Raw genomic sequence first — 15,424 nt, forward strand, 5'->3', positions numbered from 1 at the left:
AGACGAAGGAGACGCTCATGCCAGTCACACAAGACCTGCGGGTCTCTGTCCAGAACATGTCCTGCGCATCATGTGTCGGTCGGGTCGAGCGCGCGCTCTCGGCGCTGCCCGGGGTCGAAGAAGTCAATGTGAACCTTGCGGCCGAAACTGCGCAGGTCCGAATCGACTCGGAAACCCGGATACCGGAGCTGATCGACGCGCTGGATCGGGCCGGCTATCCCGTCCGGACGCAGACTATTCGCCTGAACGTCTCGTCCATGTCCTGCGCGTCCTGCGTCGGCCGTGTCGATAAGGCGCTGGCGGCAGTGCCTGGCGTTCTGGAGGTCAACGTCAATCTCGCCTCCGAGACCGCAACCGTGACTTATGTCGAGGGCGCGATGAAGATCTCCGATCTAATGAAAGCTGCCACAGACGCCGGCTACCCTGCTGAACCGGCGGACAGTGTCTTGCCCGAGGAGCACAGCGCCCGCAAGGCAGGCGAAGCGCGCGATCTGGCCCGTAAGACCGCCTTCGCTGCGACATTGGCGCTGCCGGTTTTCCTGCTCGAGATGGGTGCACACCTAGTGCCGGGGATGCACGAGATGATCGGCCGCACCATCGGTCACCAGACAAGTTGGATGATCCAGTTCGCACTGACGACAGTTGTGCTGTTCTGGCCCGGACGCCACTTTTACGCCAAGGGCTTCCCCGCGCTTCTGAAGGGCGCGCCCGACATGAACAGCCTCGTCGCCGTTGGCACCGGCGCAGCCTATCTCTATTCTCTTACCGCGCTCTTTGCGCCTGCGCTGCTGCCCGTGGCGTCCCGTGCCGTTTACTTCGAGGCAGCGGCAGTCATCGTCGTGCTGATCCTTCTGGGCCGCTGGATGGAGGCGCGCGCCAAGGGCCGCACCGGTGCCGCGATCCAGAAGCTTCTTGGCCTTCAGGCCCGCACTGCGCGAGTTCTAGTGGACGGGGAGCCGCAGGACGTCGCCATCGAACGGATCGGCACCGGCGACATCCTCGTTGTGCGTCCCGGCGAACGCATTGCGGTGGATGGGGACGTCACGCAAGGCAGCGCCCATGTCGACGAGAGCATGATCACCGGAGAGCCGGTTCCCGTCTCCAAGTCCGAGGGCGATCCGGTCACCGGCGGCACCGTCAACGGCACCGGCAGCTTCCAGTTCCGCGCCACACGTGTCGGCGCCGACACGACGCTCGCGCAAATCATTCGCATGGTGGAGCAGGCGCAAGGCGCCAAGTTGCCGATCCAGGGCCTGGTGGACCGGATCACGCTGTGGTTCGTGCCGGCGGTCATGGCACTGGCCGCGTTGACCGTTCTGGTCTGGCTGCTGGTCGGCCCCTCGCCCTCCCTGTCCTACGCGCTTGTGGCCGGGGTCTCGGTTCTCATCATAGCCTGCCCCTGCGCCATGGGACTGGCCACGCCGACCTCGATCATGGTCGGTACTGGGCGCGCAGCCGAGATGGGTGTGCTTTTCCGCAAGGGCGACGCGCTGCAACGACTGACGTCGGTGAATGTTATCGCGCTCGACAAAACCGGCACCGTCACCCAAGGGCGCCCCGAACTGACCGATATGGTCCTGGCCGACGGGGTCGACCGGGCCGACATCCTGGCACTGGTGGCGGCGGTCGAGGCGCAGTCCGAGCATCCCATCGCCGAAGCCATCGTGCGCGCGGCCCAGGCCGAGAACGCGGCACGTCACGACGTCGAGAGCTTCGAATCCATCACGGGCTACGGCGTTCGGGCCAAGGTTGCCGGCCACGAGGTGCTTGTCGGTGCAGATCGCCTGATGGTCCGCGAAGGACTGAGCATCGGGTCGCTGGTCGAGGCGGAGGGCCGCTTGGCCGTGCTGGGCCGCACGGCATTGTTTGCCGCGGTGGATGGCAGGGTTGCAGCGGTCCTCGGCGTGTCCGATCCGGTCAAACCCGCCAGCGCGGCCGCCATTGGCGCGCTGCACCGCCTTGGGCTGGAGGTCGCTATGATCACCGGCGACAAGCGCGAGACAGCCGATGCCATCGCACGCGAAACCGGCATCGACCACGTGATCGCCGGCGTTCTGCCCGATGGAAAGGTGGCCGCACTAAACGAGCTTCGCCAAGGGGGCCGACGGATCGCCTTCGTCGGCGACGGCATTAACGACGCCCCCGCGCTGGCACATGCGGATGTCGGTATCGCCATCGGCACGGGAACCGATGTGGCCATCGAATCCGCCGATGTGGTGCTGATGTCGGGCGATCTACGCGGCGTGGTCAACGCCTTTGAAGTATCAGGCCGCACGATGCGCAACATCCGTCAGAACCTGTTCTGGGCGTTCGGCTACAACGTCGCGCTGATCCCGGTGGCTGCGGGTGTGCTCTACCCCACGTTCGGCTTGTTGCTCTCGCCAGTCCTGGCTGCCGGAGCCATGGCACTGAGTTCGGTCTTCGTGCTGACCAACGCCCTTCGGCTACGCAGGGTCCGTCCCATCATGGAAGAAGCCAGAGCGCGCGGTGGTGAAGAGGCCACTTTACTATCCCCTAACCCTGTCGCCGCTGAATAAGGAGAACCTGATCATGAATATTGGAGATGTCGCCGCCCTTTCTGGCCTCCCAGCCAAGACGATCCGATACTACGAGGATGTCGGGCTTGTGAAGCCTCTTCGCAGCACGAACGGCTATCGCACATTCCGTGAAAGCGATGCGCACAAGCTCGCGTTTCTCGGCCGTTCCCGGGCGCTCGGCTTCAGCATTGAAGACTGCCGCAACCTTATTGCTCTGTACGAGGACGAAAAACGCGCCAGCGCCGAAGTCAAGGATATCGCCGAGCAGCATCTTGAACGGATCGACGACAAGATTGCGGAGCTGAAGGAAATGCGCGCGACGCTAGCACATCTAGTGGACGCCTGTGCCGGGGATCACCGCCCGGATTGCCCAATCCTCGCCGATTTGGCAACGAAACACCGCGGCGAAGAGCAACTCAAGAATACTGCGTTGTAGGGTGCGAGCGTTTGGCTTGGGCGATCCTCTTTGCGATTGTGCTCTTCGGTTTGAGCGGACTTGTGCATGTCCGTGCGATGAGTTTCGTCATGACGGCCACCAAACGCACTCCATTCACACAATTAAGCCGCCTCTTATTTGCCCTCTATATACTCGCGACCGCCCACATAGGTGAAGCCGGGCTTTACGCACTGGGTTTCAGTTTCGGCGAGTTCTTAGGTATTGGCGGTTTCGCTCAAGACAACGTCGATTCATTCATGGATGTTTTCTACTTTTCCATCGTCAATTACTCCTCTCTGGGGCTTGGCGATATTTATCCCACGGGTCATTTGCGCTTTCTTGCCGGCATCGAGGCCCTGAATGGCTTTCTCCTCATCAGCTGCTCGGCCTCTACAATCTTCCTCGTGGTCACGAGAAAGATGGATTAGGAGCGCCACAAAACCTCATCCCAAAAGAGTTGGAACCCTCCATCGCTGGAAGGTTGTTGATGTTCTGAACGGGGATGGAACAAGCGAAAGGAGCACGTCATGTCATATTGGAGATTTGCCGCCATGATCGCGACCTCGACGGTCGTGATGTTCGGGCTGATGTATCTCAACACCTATCTTCTGACCCATGTTTTCTGGTCCGAAACCCGAGCCTATATGGCGCTGTTGATGGGTGCGACGATGGCGATCATCATGTTGGCGTTCATGCTTTCAATGTATTCGAGCAAGACCGTAAATGCCGCTATTTTCAGCGGTGCCGTCGTCGTGTTCGCCGCCTCGCTCTGGCTCGTACGAAGCCAGGTCACGGTGGGCGATACCAGCTACATGCGCGCGATGATCCCACACCATTCGATCGCGATCATGACATCGAGCCGCGCCGATATCTCGGATCCGCGCGTGCGCAAGCTCGCGGACGAGATCATCTATGCGCAAGATAAGGAAATCGCGGAGATGCGCTATCTGATCAACGATATCGATGCATCCGGCGACACATCCGAGACTGCAAGTGTCGAGAGCCCCCGTATTGTGAGCTTGGATCAAGCCCTGTCAACAGCAAACGTCGCAGTGCTCGACCCCGGCTTCCTGACGAAGGAGGATATCGCGCAGCTTCTGCCGAATGGCGCGGCGTGCACATTCAACTATACAACCGGCAGTCCGGCCTCACTGGCATTGGGTGAGATCGATGGCGCAGCCGTCGGGCTCGTCAAGCTGAGCGGCGATCTCGTCCGGGTCGAACAGAATGCAGCCGGCGAATTGGGCACAGAAGGCCTGTCGATCCGCCTTGGCGTTCCCCAAGACGGTGCTGCGCTCGAAACCGCAGGTACCGAACCGGTCGATGCGACTCTGACGATCGAGCTCGATGCCGGTCTGACCGCCGGATTCCGGGGATTCTACAGTTGCGGGGCATGACATGAAGCACCATTCAAGCACACAAGCGCAGTCGGCGACGCTGTACCGCATGGTCATGCCGGGCCACCTCTGCCCCTACGGTCTGAAGTCCAAAGACTTGCTGGAGAGGCAAGGGTATGAGGTTGAGGATCACCCTTTGACCACGCGTGAGGAAACCGACGCGTTCATGGAAGAGCACGGCGTCGAAACCACCCCGCAAACCTGGATCGGGGACGAGCGGATCGGCGGATATGACGACCTTCGGGTCCATTTCGGCATCGATGCGCCGGAAGACGAACGCTCGGACACGTCCTACCAGCCGGTGATCACGATCTTTGCCGTCGCGTTCCTGATGGCGCTCGGTTTGTCGTGGTACAGCTTCGAGAACATTTTCACCCTGCGCGGGCTGGAATGGTTCATTTCGATCTCGATGTGCTTTCTGGCGGTACAAAAACTTCAGGATGTCGAGAGCTTCTCGACCATGTTCCTGAACTACGACCTGCTGGCGCGTCGGTGGGTGCGTTATGGCAAGATCTATCCGTTTGGAGAGGCTTTCGCAGGTATCCTCATGGTCGCCGGGGCGCTGACCTGGCTTTCGGCACCGGTGGCCTTGTTCATCGGCACTGTTGGCGCAGTATCGGTTTTCAAGGCGGTCTATATCGACAAGCGTGAATTGAAGTGCGCCTGCGTCGGCGGCGACAGCAACGTACCGCTCGGCTTTGTCTCGCTCACAGAGAACCTGATGATGATGGTCATGGGGATCTGGATGCCGATCAGGGTCTATCTGATCGGCTGAAAGGCGGGTGCCGTTTTCATATCCCTCGGACTCGTTCTCCCGATAGATGCGCAAGTCGGACAGCACTGCGAAAAAGGGTCAAGCTGAATGGACCAGATAATCGAAGCATTCACGACCGGGGCGGGCATGCTCTGGAAGGCGCTCTGGGCGCTCATCTTCGGGTATATCATCTCCGCAGGCATCCAGATTTTCGTGACACGGGATCAGATGGCGCGTGTTCTTGGCGACCGTGGTGCCAGGAAGGCAGGCATTGCCGGCTTCTTTGGGTTCGTGTCATCGTCCTGTTCCTTCGCGGCTCTTGCCGCGTCGCGTTCGATCCTCGTGAAGGGTGCGCATCCGGTCAATTCGATCGCCTTCCTGATTTCATCGACAAATCTGGTGATCGAGCTTGGAATTGTCCTTCTGGTCCTGCTGGGCTGGAAATTCATGGTGGCAAATTTCATGCTTGGCATCCTGATGACGATCTACGCCTATGCCCTCACCCTGATATGGCTTCCAAGGTCGTTTGTCGAAAGCGCAAAAGAGCATGCGGAGAAGGCCCAGTCCGACGAAGGTATGGACAGGGACCAGACCATGAAGGGTTCGTTCCGCGACAAACTGCTGTCCCGCGAAGGATGGGACCGGATCGCCCGCGCTTTCTTCATGGAATGGAAGATGGTCTGGAAGGAGATCCTCTTCGGCTTCACGGTCGCGGGTTTCATTTCCGTCTTTGTGCCGCAGAGCTTCTGGAACGCGATCTTTCTGGTCGGAGATGGCGGTGCGCAGGACGCGCCGGGCTTCCTGATCGTTCTTGAAAACGCGCTGGTGGCACCGGTCGTGGCCTTCTTCACCTTCATCGGGTCGATGGGCAATGTCCCCCTGGCTGCGATGCTCTGGTCGCGTGATGCGTCGTTCGGAGGCGTGATCGCCTTTCTCGGAGCCGATCTTGTTGCTGCCACGGTGATATGGGTACACGCAAAATATTACGGCTGGCAGTATGCGCTCTATCTTTCAGGCTTGCTGTACCTGTGCATGGTCGCTGCGGGAATACGGTGCATTACCTGTTCGCTCTCGTAGGGATGATCCCGACCGAGCGGCCTTCGCTTCAGGAAATGGTCCGGTTCAGCATCGATTACACGTTCTTCCTCAACCTGATCTTTCTTGTCATCGGGTCAGCACTGATCTGGCTTCACATCAGGAATGCCGAGGAAGACTAACCGATTGAGGCCAAGAATGGGAAGGTTCCCAGAAGCCAGTAGGCAAACCGGGACAATTGGCCGGTCATGATGGCAACGCCCATGATGATCATGGCGACGCCCGCGCCCTTGTAGAGCCAGCGACCGGCTTTGCCGATCTGTCTGACCCGTGCGGCGATGGCGTCGGTGAACAGCGCGGCCAGCAGGAACGGCACGCCCAGCCCTGCGGAATAGATCGACAACAGCCAGATGCCGTCCGACATACCGCCGGATGTCGAACTGAGCGTCAGGATTGCGCCGAGGATCGGCCCGATGCAGGGCGTCCATCCAAAGGCGAAGGCCAAGCCCAGGATGTAGGCTCCAAGCGGGCGACCCCCCGGAATGTCGAGTGTGAAGCGGGTGTCACGCGAGAAGGCATCCAGACGAAAGACGCCCAACATGACCAGTCCGAACAGGATGATGATCGCGCCGCCCAGATAGTTCAGCTCGATGCGCCATGTCAGCAGCAATGATCCGATCGCGCTGGCCCCGGCCCCGAGGGCGACGAAAACCGTCGAAAACCCCAGAACGAAGCAGGTGCTTAGGCCCAGTGCCCCGGCGCGCGCCCGCAGACCGACCGACCGTGTCGTGCGCAAATCCGGCTGGCCAGCGATGTAGGAAACATAGCCCGGAACCAGTGGCAGGACGCAGGGCGACAGGAACGAAATGGCCCCCGCCAGAAAGGCCGCGAAGATGCCGATGCCGGAAATATCCATCATGCGTTTCCATGTCCGCTAAAGGGCCGTGATGCCCACCAGAAGGCAATCAGCGGGATTACGATCCATTGCAGCACGGGCGACAGCCCTGCATCGAGGACCGGAATGATCGGCATCAGGTCCGAATAGGCCCAAGCCGCGCGGATCACGATGTTGAGCCATTCGCTGAACAGCGTATATCCCAACCCGAACACCACCGTCAGGACGGTTACCGAGCGTCGCGTCGAAGCGACAATGGGCCAGCCTCGGCCCGACATCATCAAGGCGAGCACCAGCGCGCTCATGGCAATCAGGATGTCGCCACCCGTGCAATGAACCGCAGCGAAGACGATCTCACCCCAGGTGCCCTCGTTCCAGATCGTGTAGAGCGGCATGTGCGCGAACTCCCAGACCAGATTGGCCGGGATGATTACCGAAAAATACCGACGCAGGGCTGTCAGTGAAATTCCGTCTGTCGAGGACAGCATGACGCCAGTCGCGGTGACACTCATTGAAACACCCCTGTCACCCGGTCCCACCAACTGCGTTCCCGGCGTCGATGCTCGGCATTGTTGATCAACTCGCTGACATAGAGGATCAGGTTCACATTCTTGAAATCCATGCCATGGAACTTTGCGGCGAACCGCCCGCCGATATCCACGACATGGGTGACCGCACCGTGCATCATCATGTCGCTGTCGGCGGTCGTGGTGAACTCGAGCCCATAGTCCCGCGCCACAAGGCGCGTCGCGTCGTCGCTCTGATCGGGCCGTTTGGTCAGAATGACCCAGTTGCTCGGATCGAGCCCATGCCGGTCCGCGTAGTCGCGCAGAACGTCCGGCGTGTCATTCACGGGATCGGTTGTGATCGAGATGAATTGCACCAGATCCCTCATCGGCCCGTCGTTGATCGAAGCCTGGACCGCCGCGATCTTTTCCGCATGGAGCGGGCAGATATCCGGGCAGTTGGCGTAGATGAAATGCAGGATGACGACCCTTTCGCTGAAATCCGCCAAGCGCACAGGATTGCCCTCCGCATTCTGCAACTCGAAATCCGGGGCCTGTGCCGCGTCGATGGCCTGGAAGTATGGCTCCATCTCGAACATCCGGGCATCCAGATTTTCACCCGGATGATCGGCGGAGGCCGGAAAGGCGATCGTGGCCGCAAATGTCGCCAAGGCGGCGCGCCGGGTCAGATAGACAATCAACTGCATCACCTTTCGGATTGATCGGGCTTGCCACCACCCGCATCGTCGCATTTCCCGCCGGACCCGCCCTTCATGCACAGACCAAGCCCGCACATCGCGGCACAGGGTGCCAGCGAAACCAAGACAGGCGCGAGACCGATCGCGGTGAGCCATCCCCAGTTCAGCGCCATGCCGCCGCCCATAACGGTTGCCGCACCGACGAACAGCAGTCGTCTGCGCGTCAACCACCGGGGCCAGTTGCCTGCGCTTTCGATGTCGGCGGCACCCGCATCGTTGGAAGATGATATGTCGGTCATCCGGAAAATCCTTCTGAAGTTTGAGTACTGGTCATTCTGATAACTGGGCGGTCAAGGGCGGGCGGCGCTCTTTCAGGGGCGCTTATTCGATAAAGCCTCGCAAGAAGGAGACCATCTCGGGATCATCCCATTCGGCCTGGCCGACCAGTCTCCCAAGCTCCCGCCCCTGCGCGTCGATCAGGATCGTTGTCGGCAGACCGACGGTGCGCAGCGCGGTCATCGACAGCATGGTCTTGTCGACATATATCTTGAGATTGGTGACACCGATCTCGTCGTAGAAACGCCGCACGACGGGCGATCCGGCCCGGTCGATGGACAGGGCGACCACTTCGAACCGGTCGCCGCCAAGTTCCGCCTGAAGCGCATCCAGCGTCGGCATCTCTTCCCGGCATGGCACGCACCAGGTTGCCCAAACATTCACGAGGATCACCTTGCCGCGAAAATCCTCCATGTCCCCACGGCTGCCGTCCTCGGTCTCGTAGCGCACATTGATGACCGGCTGCGGCGTGTCGTGCAGTGCGAAGCCTTGCGGCCCGGCAAACGCAGCGCCGACGGACAATGCCCAGACGAGCAGCGCCGTTTTTAGATATTTCATGGCGTTGGCTCCTTGCCGGCTTGGGTTTTCAGATCACGGACGATCGGCAAAAGGGTTTCCTCCAGAATCGCTCGCGTGATGGGGCCGACATGGCGGTAGGCAATGGTGCCGTCGGACGTGATGACATAGGTTTCAGGCACGCCGTAAACACCCCACTCGATGCCCGCAAGTCCGTTTATGTCGGCCCCGATGCGGGTGTAGGGATCACCCAGTTCGTCTAGCCAGGCGCGCGCCTGTTCGGGCGGATCCTTGTAGTTGATCCCGTAGAGCGGCACTTCGCCCGTGGCGCTCAATTCCATGAATAGCGGATGTTCGGCGCGGCAGGGCACGCACCACGAGGCGAAGACGTTCACCAGCGAAACATGGCCGATCAGGTCCTGCGTCGAAAGACCTTCCTCGCGGCCGAGCACCGGAGCGAGTGCAAACTCCGGTACGGGCTTGTCGATAAGCGCGGACGGCAGATCATCGCCCTCGCTGAAAAGCCCCCAGCCAAACAGGACCATAAGGGCCAAAGCCACGACGGGCACCAGCACAAAGCCGAGATTTCTCCGGCGGGGCGTGGGAACAGTCATATTGTCACGATAGCTGGTCATGGCTTTGCTTGCTGGTCCTCGCGGGTCCGCTCACTCTGAAAGGCACGTTCTTTGTCGGGCCAGGTGCTCTTGATGTAGTCGACGATCGACGTGATTTCGTCATCTGTCAGTACGCCCTCATATCCGGGCATGTCGCTTTCATAACCGGCCCCGACAATCGCCGCCGGTCCGCGTTTCACGATGTCGAACAATACGCGGTCCGTATGATGCCAGGTATGACCCGACGCATCATGCGGCGGGGCAGGCAATCTGCCGTTCGGCAATCGGGTGCGCCAATCAGGCTGCCCCTCCAGGTTTGCGCCATGGCAACTGGCACAATTCTCCTGATAGAGACGCTCGCCCATGCGCAAGTCGCTCTCCGCCGAAACGGGAGAGACCGTTGTGGCGAGCAAGACCGCGGCGAGCCTAATGGTGTTTTTCATGTCGCTTGTGCCTTCTTCTGGCTATCCAAATACAACGAGAGTGCTACTATCGATGCCACGACAAGCAGGACGCACGCCCCCAGACCAATCCCCATCGACAACAGGCCGTCGCCGTTGCTGTCGCCCTCATTCCGCATCTTGGCGCATTTCTATTTTCCGCTGTCCGAGCGGATGTATTTGACCAAGGCGATTGCCGCGAGCACCAGCACCGCCACGATGAGTAACCAAACCAGTCCCATCGCGATCATCATGCCGCCACCCATCATTCCACCATCCATCATCATGCACTTCATCCTTTGTTTTCCCTTGAAACCGGTCAGGCACGGGATCGCACCAGTCCGCGCAATTAATCATTCGACCGCATAGACGGTCGGGTTCACACCTTCTTCGACGGTGTAAATCTTGAACGGTTCCTGCTTCGCGCCCCCCATACCCGGCGATCCCAACGGCATGCCGGGAAGTGTCAGACCGGCAATGTCCGGGCGCTCATCAAGCAACTTGTTGACGACATCAATTGGCACATGACCGCTGACGACGTAGTCACCCAGAAAGGTCGTATGGCAGCCCTGGAAATCGTCCGGGATACCTGCATCACGGCTGATCTGAGCCAGATCATGGGTCGGCTTTACCTCGACCGTGAAGCCATTCTCGCGCAGGTAGTCCGCATAGCTCTCGCAGCATCCGCATTGCGGGTTCTTGTAGAGCGTGGCCTCTTGCGCTGCTGCAGGCGCGGCATTCAGGCTCATTGCAAGGACAGCGGCAGCACCTGCGGTGCCAAGACTGGCAAGTCCAATTAGTTTCTTCATCGGTTCTTTCCTTTCGTGGTGATCGTTACGTGAGATTGTTTCAGGTTTTGGTCGTGCCAGGATCGACACGTATGATGCCCATCATGCCGGCCGCCTGGTGTTCCAAGATGTGACAATGGAACATCCAGTCTCCCGGATTGTCCGCCACGAAGGCGATCTCGACCCGTTCCTCCGGTGCCATCAGGACGGTGTCCTGCCATTCGCGATGCCGTGTCGGTTGCCCGTTCCGTGTGATCACACGGAACGAATGTCCATGAAGATGCATCGGGTGATGCCACGCGGTGCGATTGTCCATCTGCAGCACATGCGACGTGCCCTGCGGCAGGACCAGCAATGGATCCATCATGTGCCCCGTTGCTGCTTTGCCGTTGATGAACCACATGTTGCCTTCGCGCATCTGCTCCATCATGGACCCCATGCCGCCGCCCATCATCATCTGCCCCATCATGCCGCCATTAAAGATGATCTGATGCCGCGTGGCAGCTTGCATATCGGGTTCGGCCAGCGGGTTGGGTGGCAGTTCCATCGACCAGTCCGGGACCGCGTCCCGTAACCGATCCGGCCCGTAGGCCCCATCGGAAGGTTTCTTCGTAGAACCACGCTAAGGAAGAACTTTCAGCGAACACAATCAGGTTCCCCAGTCTCTGGCTGGCCTGATGTTCAGTGGTCGCGCAATTTTGCGGTCTGCGGCTCCAGAATGCCAATCGAAGTCGCCGGATAGAATGACGTGCTCCCACCCGAGGGGCGATGTGTGAGGAAGCAGCTTGACGTCGTAGATCTGGGTGGTCTGCGCGAGGTGGCTGGCGGCCTTGTCCATGTAGATCGTATTCCAGAACGTGATGGCGGCGATGACGAGGTTGAGCGCCATGGCCCGCTTCTGTTGGGCGGCATCAGAGCGATCATGAATGCGCCCTTGTGAGTGGGCAAAGACGGCCCGAGCCAGCGAGTGTCGCGCTTCACCCTTGTTGAGGCCTGCGTGGCATTCCATGCGCAGGTCGGCGTTTTCGATCCAGTCGAGCATGAAGAGCGTGCGCTCGATCCGGCCGATTTCACCCAAGGCAAGGTAGAGCCGGTTTTGCTGGCGGTACGCTCCAAGCTTGCGCAGGATTTCAGACGGTTTGAGAGACTTGTCGCGGATGCTGGCGGCGAGACGCATGATGTCACCCCAATGCTGCCGGATCACTTCTTCGTTGATGGGCTTCCCGATGAGGGATGACAGGGTGGGCCACGCCTTCGCGCTTCCGAAGCATGCCAGCCGCCGGTCGGGAAAGTCGCGCAAGCGCGGGGCGAATGTCATCCCCAAGAGATGGAACAGGGCGAAGACGTGGTCCGATACGCCACCGGTATCTGTGTAATGCACAAGAGGGTCGAAGCTGGCCGGATTGCTCAGGAGGCCATCAAGCACGAAGGGGGCTTCGCCTGCGGTCGCCCCGATGACACTGGAATGGAACGATCCGTACTGACCCGACAAGAAGGAGTAGATCTTCAGGCCGGGATCGGGTCCGTATTTGGCGTTGATGAGCCCACTGCCACGATTGGCAGCGAAGAACTGCCCATCCGATGAGCTGTGCTCCACCGCGCCCCAGTGCTGCGCAAAGGGCAGGCCATGATGGGCGTCGACGATACGGCCCAAGGCATCCGCGAATGTCTCCGGCCGAAGGTACCATGTCTGCGCCCAGGTCAGCTGCGCATGGCTGACGCGCGATGAGGCATGCGCCATCCGCTCGAGACCAAGATTGGTGGCCCCGGCCAGGATCGTGGCCAGAACGGCGGCGGGTTCATCGTGCTGCTTGCCAGACCGCAGGTCGGTGAAGGCATCAAGGAACCCGGTCTGCGCATTCACCTCCCAGAGCAACTCCGTGATGCGGATGCGCGGCATCACGGCATCGATCGCCCGTTCCAAACGCATCGCTGCGGGCGGTGTGACCGCGTCATGCGGCGTAATCTTCAACCGCCCGTGTTCAATGCGGACACCAGGGAGCGCATTGCGCTTCAGGGCGCGGTCAACTTGCTCAAGGCGTTTCGCCAGCGTAGCCCGCCGGTCAGACAACCATGCGTCTGGATCGGTTTCGAATCCCGCGTCCCGCATGATGATTTCGGCTTTGTCCCGGGGCTTCAGGTAGCTGTCGAACCGGCGATAATCACGACTGCCGTCAACCCAGACATCCCCGGCGCGCAGGCGCTCTCGCAAGGTTGACACAACCGCAGTCTCGTACACGCGCCGTTGTGGCTGACCATCCTGAATGATCAGCGATGGCCAATGCTTGGCCGCGAACGGCATGGGAGGATCGTCGGGCAACTTGCGTTTGCCTGTGCGGTTTTGGTCGCGCAGCAAGGCAATTGCCTCCTTGAGGTCATCCCCCGCATCGGTGGCATTGAACTCGAACGCTTCAAGGAAGGCCGGGGCAAACTTGCGCATATAGACATAGCGCTCAGCCGCCAGAGCGAGCGGATCACTGGTTGCCAGCTCTCCAAAGCCAGCGATTTCGTCACGCTTGCCCAAGAGCGTTTCCCACCCGACATCCGCATCCAACGCAGCAAAGGGATCTTGCCCCAAATCTTGTGCGCGGGCCATGGCATCAATGGACGCGCCGAAGAGCTGCATCAGCTTGCCAACCTTGGTCTTGCCCATACGCCAGACCTCCTCCTGGCGATTGCGGGATCTTGAGAAGAGCTGGCCGGTCAGTCGCTCGAACATGGCGATCGTCGCATCGGTGAGCGTGATGGATAAATCCGCCATCTGCGCCGCGACCGTAGCGATCCGCCGCCGTTCACCAAAATCGTTCAGCAAGCTCACAGGCGCCACAGCGCCCTCGCGCGCGAACTTGAGCAGCCGGTCAGGGTGGAGGCCGTGCCCAAGGTTTGGCGGCATGTTCAGCGATCGCAGATATTTCAGGCGATCCAGAAGCGCGGTCATGCTGGCCGGGCTGGCGGAATGCGGATAGCCACGCAGCCACGTGAGCCGCGTTTGCCCAACAGATGGATCGTTGACCAAGAGCGCCTGCAACTGGACACGTTGACCCGGAGAGAGAGCATCAAACAGCGCTGCGGCAGCCTCGCGCCGGGCGCGTGCCCGCCCTTTCAGGGCAAGACGCTCAAGCGTGTCCACGCTCGGTAACACCAGATGCTGCTTGCGCAGCTCCGCAACCAGCGTCTCAACAATCTTCACGCCGTGATCCGTCGCGAAGGCCGCCATCGTGGCGATATCCTCCGCTTGCTGCACATGTTCAGGTCCGAAAGGGGAAAGCCCCAAGTGGCGCATCGCGAGGGCATGATGTTCGTGCCGCGTATTCCGCCTGATGGCATAATCGTCGAGAGTACAGGCCTCCACCTGAAGCTGTTCAGCAAGCCAAGCGATCAGTTCCGCTGGCGGCATGATGCCGTCGCTCCACCCGAAGCCCGGGTAGCGCAGCAGACAAATATGCACCGCGACACCAAGGAGGTTTTCGGCGCGACGTCGGGTACGGATCAGGTCAATGTCGTCCCGGCTCAGCAGATAATGGCGGATCAAAGCATCAGGATCCGTCAGCACCTCGAAGAGGTCTGCATGCGCGCGGGAAGAAAGTAGTCGGCGGGCCATAAAGTGTCCTCAAAACGTAGTTGCAAGTTTGAAGACCTCGAATATTATAGAGACCAATAAAAAGACAGATTTGCTGCGCCAATTCAGGATCACAGCGATCACGTGAAGTCAGGCTACAAAACGGTCGTTTTGGAGACACCATGCCACGCACCGGCGACATCCTCGGATACGCAAGGGTCTCAACCGCCGACCAAGACCTGTCCGGCCAAAAAGACCGACTGCTGCAACACGGTGCCATTCGCGTGTTCGAAGACGTGATCTCCGGCAAGACGTTCAACCGGCCCGGTCTGGCGGCCTTGCTTGATCAGGCCAGGCCCAACGATACTCTCGCTGTCATCCGCCTAGATCGCTTGGGCCGCTCGCTCAAAGAGCTTCTGGAATCCGTCGATGACCTCAAGGCCAGAGAGATCAATCTGATCAGCCTTGAGGAGCGGATCGACACGACATCCGCCGCTGGCGAACTCGTATTCCACGTCTTCGGGGCCATTGCGCATTTCGAGCGCCGCCTGATCTCAGAGCGCACCAAAGACGGCCTGATCAACGCTCGAAAGCATGGCCGCACCCCGGGGCGGCCGCCATTGCAGCCCGAGACAATCTCAGCCCTTCAAGATCTCGTCAGCGCCGGAAAATCCGTCGCCCAGGCCGCAAAACACCTCGGCATAGGCAGATCAACAGCTTACAAGGTGATCAGAAACACCACACCATAAGCCATGTTTATGCTTCGTTCTTCCTTAGCGTGGTTCTACGAAGAAACCTTCCGATGGGGCCTTCTTCTTGAGAGTACCGTAAAGTGTGGGGCAATCATGCAGCCATTTCGGTTTCGGACGAAGGCTTCAACGCCGGATGCCATTGCTCGAACTTGGCGCGCAGG

General features: G+C 60.0%; 18 protein-coding genes. 7 read left to right on the plus strand and 11 right to left on the minus strand.

What is annotated here, in order from left to right; all coding sequences use genetic code 11:
* Positions 1 to 17 precede the first annotated feature (17 nt).
* From ACSSVY_RS15805 to ACSSVY_RS15830, 6 genes are all read left to right on the plus strand, one after another.
* Positions 18 to 2,537 (plus strand): heavy metal translocating P-type ATPase, encoded by a 2,520-nt coding sequence (locus ACSSVY_RS15805; protein ID WP_454270549.1) that lies wholly within the window; start codon positions 18 to 20, stop codon positions 2,535 to 2,537.
* Positions 2,538 to 2,550: 13 nt separating this feature from the next.
* Positions 2,551 to 2,973 carry a Cu(I)-responsive transcriptional regulator gene (gene cueR, locus ACSSVY_RS15810; protein WP_009820195.1) on the plus strand — a complete coding sequence of 141 codons (423 nt, stop codon included), beginning with the start codon at positions 2,551 to 2,553 and terminating at the stop codon, positions 2,971 to 2,973.
* A gap of 11 nt (positions 2,974 to 2,984) precedes the next feature.
* On the plus strand, positions 2,985 to 3,401 hold the full coding sequence (locus ACSSVY_RS15815) for an ion channel (RefSeq protein WP_454270550.1): 417 nt from the start codon (positions 2,985 to 2,987) through the stop codon (positions 3,399 to 3,401).
* A gap of 99 nt (positions 3,402 to 3,500) precedes the next feature.
* Positions 3,501 to 4,370 (plus strand): DUF305 domain-containing protein, encoded by an 870-nt coding sequence (locus ACSSVY_RS15820; protein ID WP_114276288.1) that lies wholly within the window; start codon positions 3,501 to 3,503, stop codon positions 4,368 to 4,370.
* 1 nt (position 4,371) lies between these two features.
* Positions 4,372 to 5,145, plus strand: a complete 774-nt coding sequence (locus ACSSVY_RS15825) for a MauE/DoxX family redox-associated membrane protein (protein ID WP_454270551.1) — start codon at positions 4,372 to 4,374, stop codon at positions 5,143 to 5,145.
* 126 nt (positions 5,146 to 5,271) lie between these two features.
* A complete protein-coding gene (locus ACSSVY_RS15830) occupies positions 5,272 to 6,201 on the plus strand; it encodes a permease (RefSeq protein WP_454270558.1) in 930 nt (309 codons plus the stop codon).
* A gap of 136 nt (positions 6,202 to 6,337) precedes the next feature.
* On the opposite strand, the gene ACSSVY_RS15835 is transcribed toward ACSSVY_RS15830, so the two are convergent.
* From ACSSVY_RS15835 to ACSSVY_RS15885, 11 genes are all read right to left on the minus strand, one after another.
* A complete protein-coding gene (locus ACSSVY_RS15835; protein WP_454270552.1) occupies positions 6,338 to 7,078 on the minus strand; it encodes a cytochrome c biogenesis CcdA family protein in 741 nt (246 codons plus the stop codon).
* Positions 7,075 to 7,566, minus strand: a complete 492-nt coding sequence (locus ACSSVY_RS15840) for a hypothetical protein (RefSeq protein WP_454270553.1) — start codon at positions 7,564 to 7,566, stop codon at positions 7,075 to 7,077. Before ACSSVY_RS15840 ends, ACSSVY_RS15835 begins: the two co-directional genes overlap by 4 nt.
* Positions 7,563 to 8,267, minus strand: coding sequence for an SCO family protein (locus tag ACSSVY_RS15845; protein WP_454270554.1), 705 nt, complete (start codon positions 8,265 to 8,267; stop codon positions 7,563 to 7,565). Before ACSSVY_RS15845 ends, ACSSVY_RS15840 begins: the two co-directional genes overlap by 4 nt.
* A complete protein-coding gene (locus tag ACSSVY_RS15850) occupies positions 8,267 to 8,557 on the minus strand; it encodes a hypothetical protein (protein WP_007121402.1) in 291 nt (96 codons plus the stop codon). Before ACSSVY_RS15850 ends, ACSSVY_RS15845 begins: the two co-directional genes overlap by 1 nt.
* 82 nt (positions 8,558 to 8,639) lie before the next feature.
* A complete protein-coding gene (locus ACSSVY_RS15855) occupies positions 8,640 to 9,152 on the minus strand; it encodes a TlpA family protein disulfide reductase (protein ID WP_454270555.1) in 513 nt (170 codons plus the stop codon).
* The gene (locus tag ACSSVY_RS15860) at positions 9,149 to 9,745 is read right to left on the minus strand and encodes a DsbE family thiol:disulfide interchange protein (RefSeq protein WP_454270556.1); all 597 of its coding nucleotides are present in this window, start codon (positions 9,743 to 9,745) and stop codon (positions 9,149 to 9,151) included. The genes ACSSVY_RS15855 and ACSSVY_RS15860 overlap by 4 nt, the downstream gene beginning before the upstream one ends.
* On the minus strand, positions 9,742 to 10,167 hold the full coding sequence (locus ACSSVY_RS15865) for a c-type cytochrome (RefSeq protein ID WP_037275465.1): 426 nt from the start codon (positions 10,165 to 10,167) through the stop codon (positions 9,742 to 9,744). Before ACSSVY_RS15865 ends, ACSSVY_RS15860 begins: the two co-directional genes overlap by 4 nt.
* 149 nt (positions 10,168 to 10,316) lie before the next feature.
* Positions 10,317 to 10,451, minus strand: a complete 135-nt coding sequence (locus tag ACSSVY_RS15870) for a hypothetical protein (RefSeq protein ID WP_007121580.1) — start codon at positions 10,449 to 10,451, stop codon at positions 10,317 to 10,319.
* Between the two features lie 66 nt (positions 10,452 to 10,517).
* Positions 10,518 to 10,973, minus strand: coding sequence for a DUF411 domain-containing protein (locus ACSSVY_RS15875; protein WP_009820203.1), 456 nt, complete (start codon positions 10,971 to 10,973; stop codon positions 10,518 to 10,520).
* 40 nt (positions 10,974 to 11,013) lie between these two features.
* Positions 11,014 to 11,499 (minus strand): multicopper oxidase domain-containing protein, encoded by a 486-nt coding sequence (locus ACSSVY_RS15880; protein ID WP_454270557.1) that lies wholly within the window; start codon positions 11,497 to 11,499, stop codon positions 11,014 to 11,016.
* 102 nt (positions 11,500 to 11,601) lie between these two features.
* The gene (locus ACSSVY_RS15885; protein ID WP_028094409.1) at positions 11,602 to 14,553 is read right to left on the minus strand and encodes a Tn3 family transposase; all 2,952 of its coding nucleotides are present in this window, start codon (positions 14,551 to 14,553) and stop codon (positions 11,602 to 11,604) included.
* 140 nt (positions 14,554 to 14,693) lie between these two features.
* Here ACSSVY_RS15885 and ACSSVY_RS15890 point away from each other — a divergent pair, with 140 nt between their 5' ends.
* Positions 14,694 to 15,260: a recombinase family protein gene (locus tag ACSSVY_RS15890; protein WP_028094410.1), complete on the plus strand. Its 567-nt coding sequence runs from the start codon at positions 14,694 to 14,696 to the stop codon at positions 15,258 to 15,260.
* Positions 15,261 to 15,424: the final 164 nt, after the last annotated feature.

Source organism: Roseovarius sp. MBR-51 (genome assembly GCF_053628575.1).

Coding starts and splice junctions, on each gene's coding strand:
- ACSSVY_RS15805 (WP_454270549.1), top strand. CDS start 18: ATGCCAGTCACACAAGACCTGCGGGTCTCTGTCCAGAACATGTCCTGC.
- ACSSVY_RS15880 (WP_454270557.1), bottom strand. CDS start 11,499: ATGGAACTGCCACCCAACCCGCTGGCCGAACCCGATATGCAAGCTGCC.
- ACSSVY_RS15890 (WP_028094410.1), top strand. CDS start 14,694: ATGCCACGCACCGGCGACATCCTCGGATACGCAAGGGTCTCAACCGCC.
- ACSSVY_RS15835 (WP_454270552.1), bottom strand. CDS start 7,078: ATGATGGATATTTCCGGCATCGGCATCTTCGCGGCCTTTCTGGCGGGG.
- ACSSVY_RS15870 (WP_007121580.1), bottom strand. CDS start 10,451: ATGATGATGGATGGTGGAATGATGGGTGGCGGCATGATGATCGCGATG.
- cueR (WP_009820195.1), top strand. CDS start 2,551: ATGAATATTGGAGATGTCGCCGCCCTTTCTGGCCTCCCAGCCAAGACG.
- ACSSVY_RS15850 (WP_007121402.1), bottom strand. CDS start 8,557: ATGACCGACATATCATCTTCCAACGATGCGGGTGCCGCCGACATCGAA.
- ACSSVY_RS15840 (WP_454270553.1), bottom strand. CDS start 7,566: ATGAGTGTCACCGCGACTGGCGTCATGCTGTCCTCGACAGACGGAATT.
- ACSSVY_RS15830 (WP_454270558.1), top strand. CDS start 5,272: ATGCTCTGGAAGGCGCTCTGGGCGCTCATCTTCGGGTATATCATCTCC.
- ACSSVY_RS15825 (WP_454270551.1), top strand. CDS start 4,372: ATGAAGCACCATTCAAGCACACAAGCGCAGTCGGCGACGCTGTACCGC.
- ACSSVY_RS15875 (WP_009820203.1), bottom strand. CDS start 10,973: ATGAAGAAACTAATTGGACTTGCCAGTCTTGGCACCGCAGGTGCTGCC.
- ACSSVY_RS15885 (WP_028094409.1), bottom strand. CDS start 14,553: ATGGCCCGCCGACTACTTTCTTCCCGCGCGCATGCAGACCTCTTCGAG.
- ACSSVY_RS15855 (WP_454270555.1), bottom strand. CDS start 9,152: ATGAAATATCTAAAAACGGCGCTGCTCGTCTGGGCATTGTCCGTCGGC.
- ACSSVY_RS15820 (WP_114276288.1), top strand. CDS start 3,501: ATGTCATATTGGAGATTTGCCGCCATGATCGCGACCTCGACGGTCGTG.
- ACSSVY_RS15845 (WP_454270554.1), bottom strand. CDS start 8,267: ATGCAGTTGATTGTCTATCTGACCCGGCGCGCCGCCTTGGCGACATTT.
- ACSSVY_RS15865 (WP_037275465.1), bottom strand. CDS start 10,167: ATGAAAAACACCATTAGGCTCGCCGCGGTCTTGCTCGCCACAACGGTC.
- ACSSVY_RS15860 (WP_454270556.1), bottom strand. CDS start 9,745: ATGACCAGCTATCGTGACAATATGACTGTTCCCACGCCCCGCCGGAGA.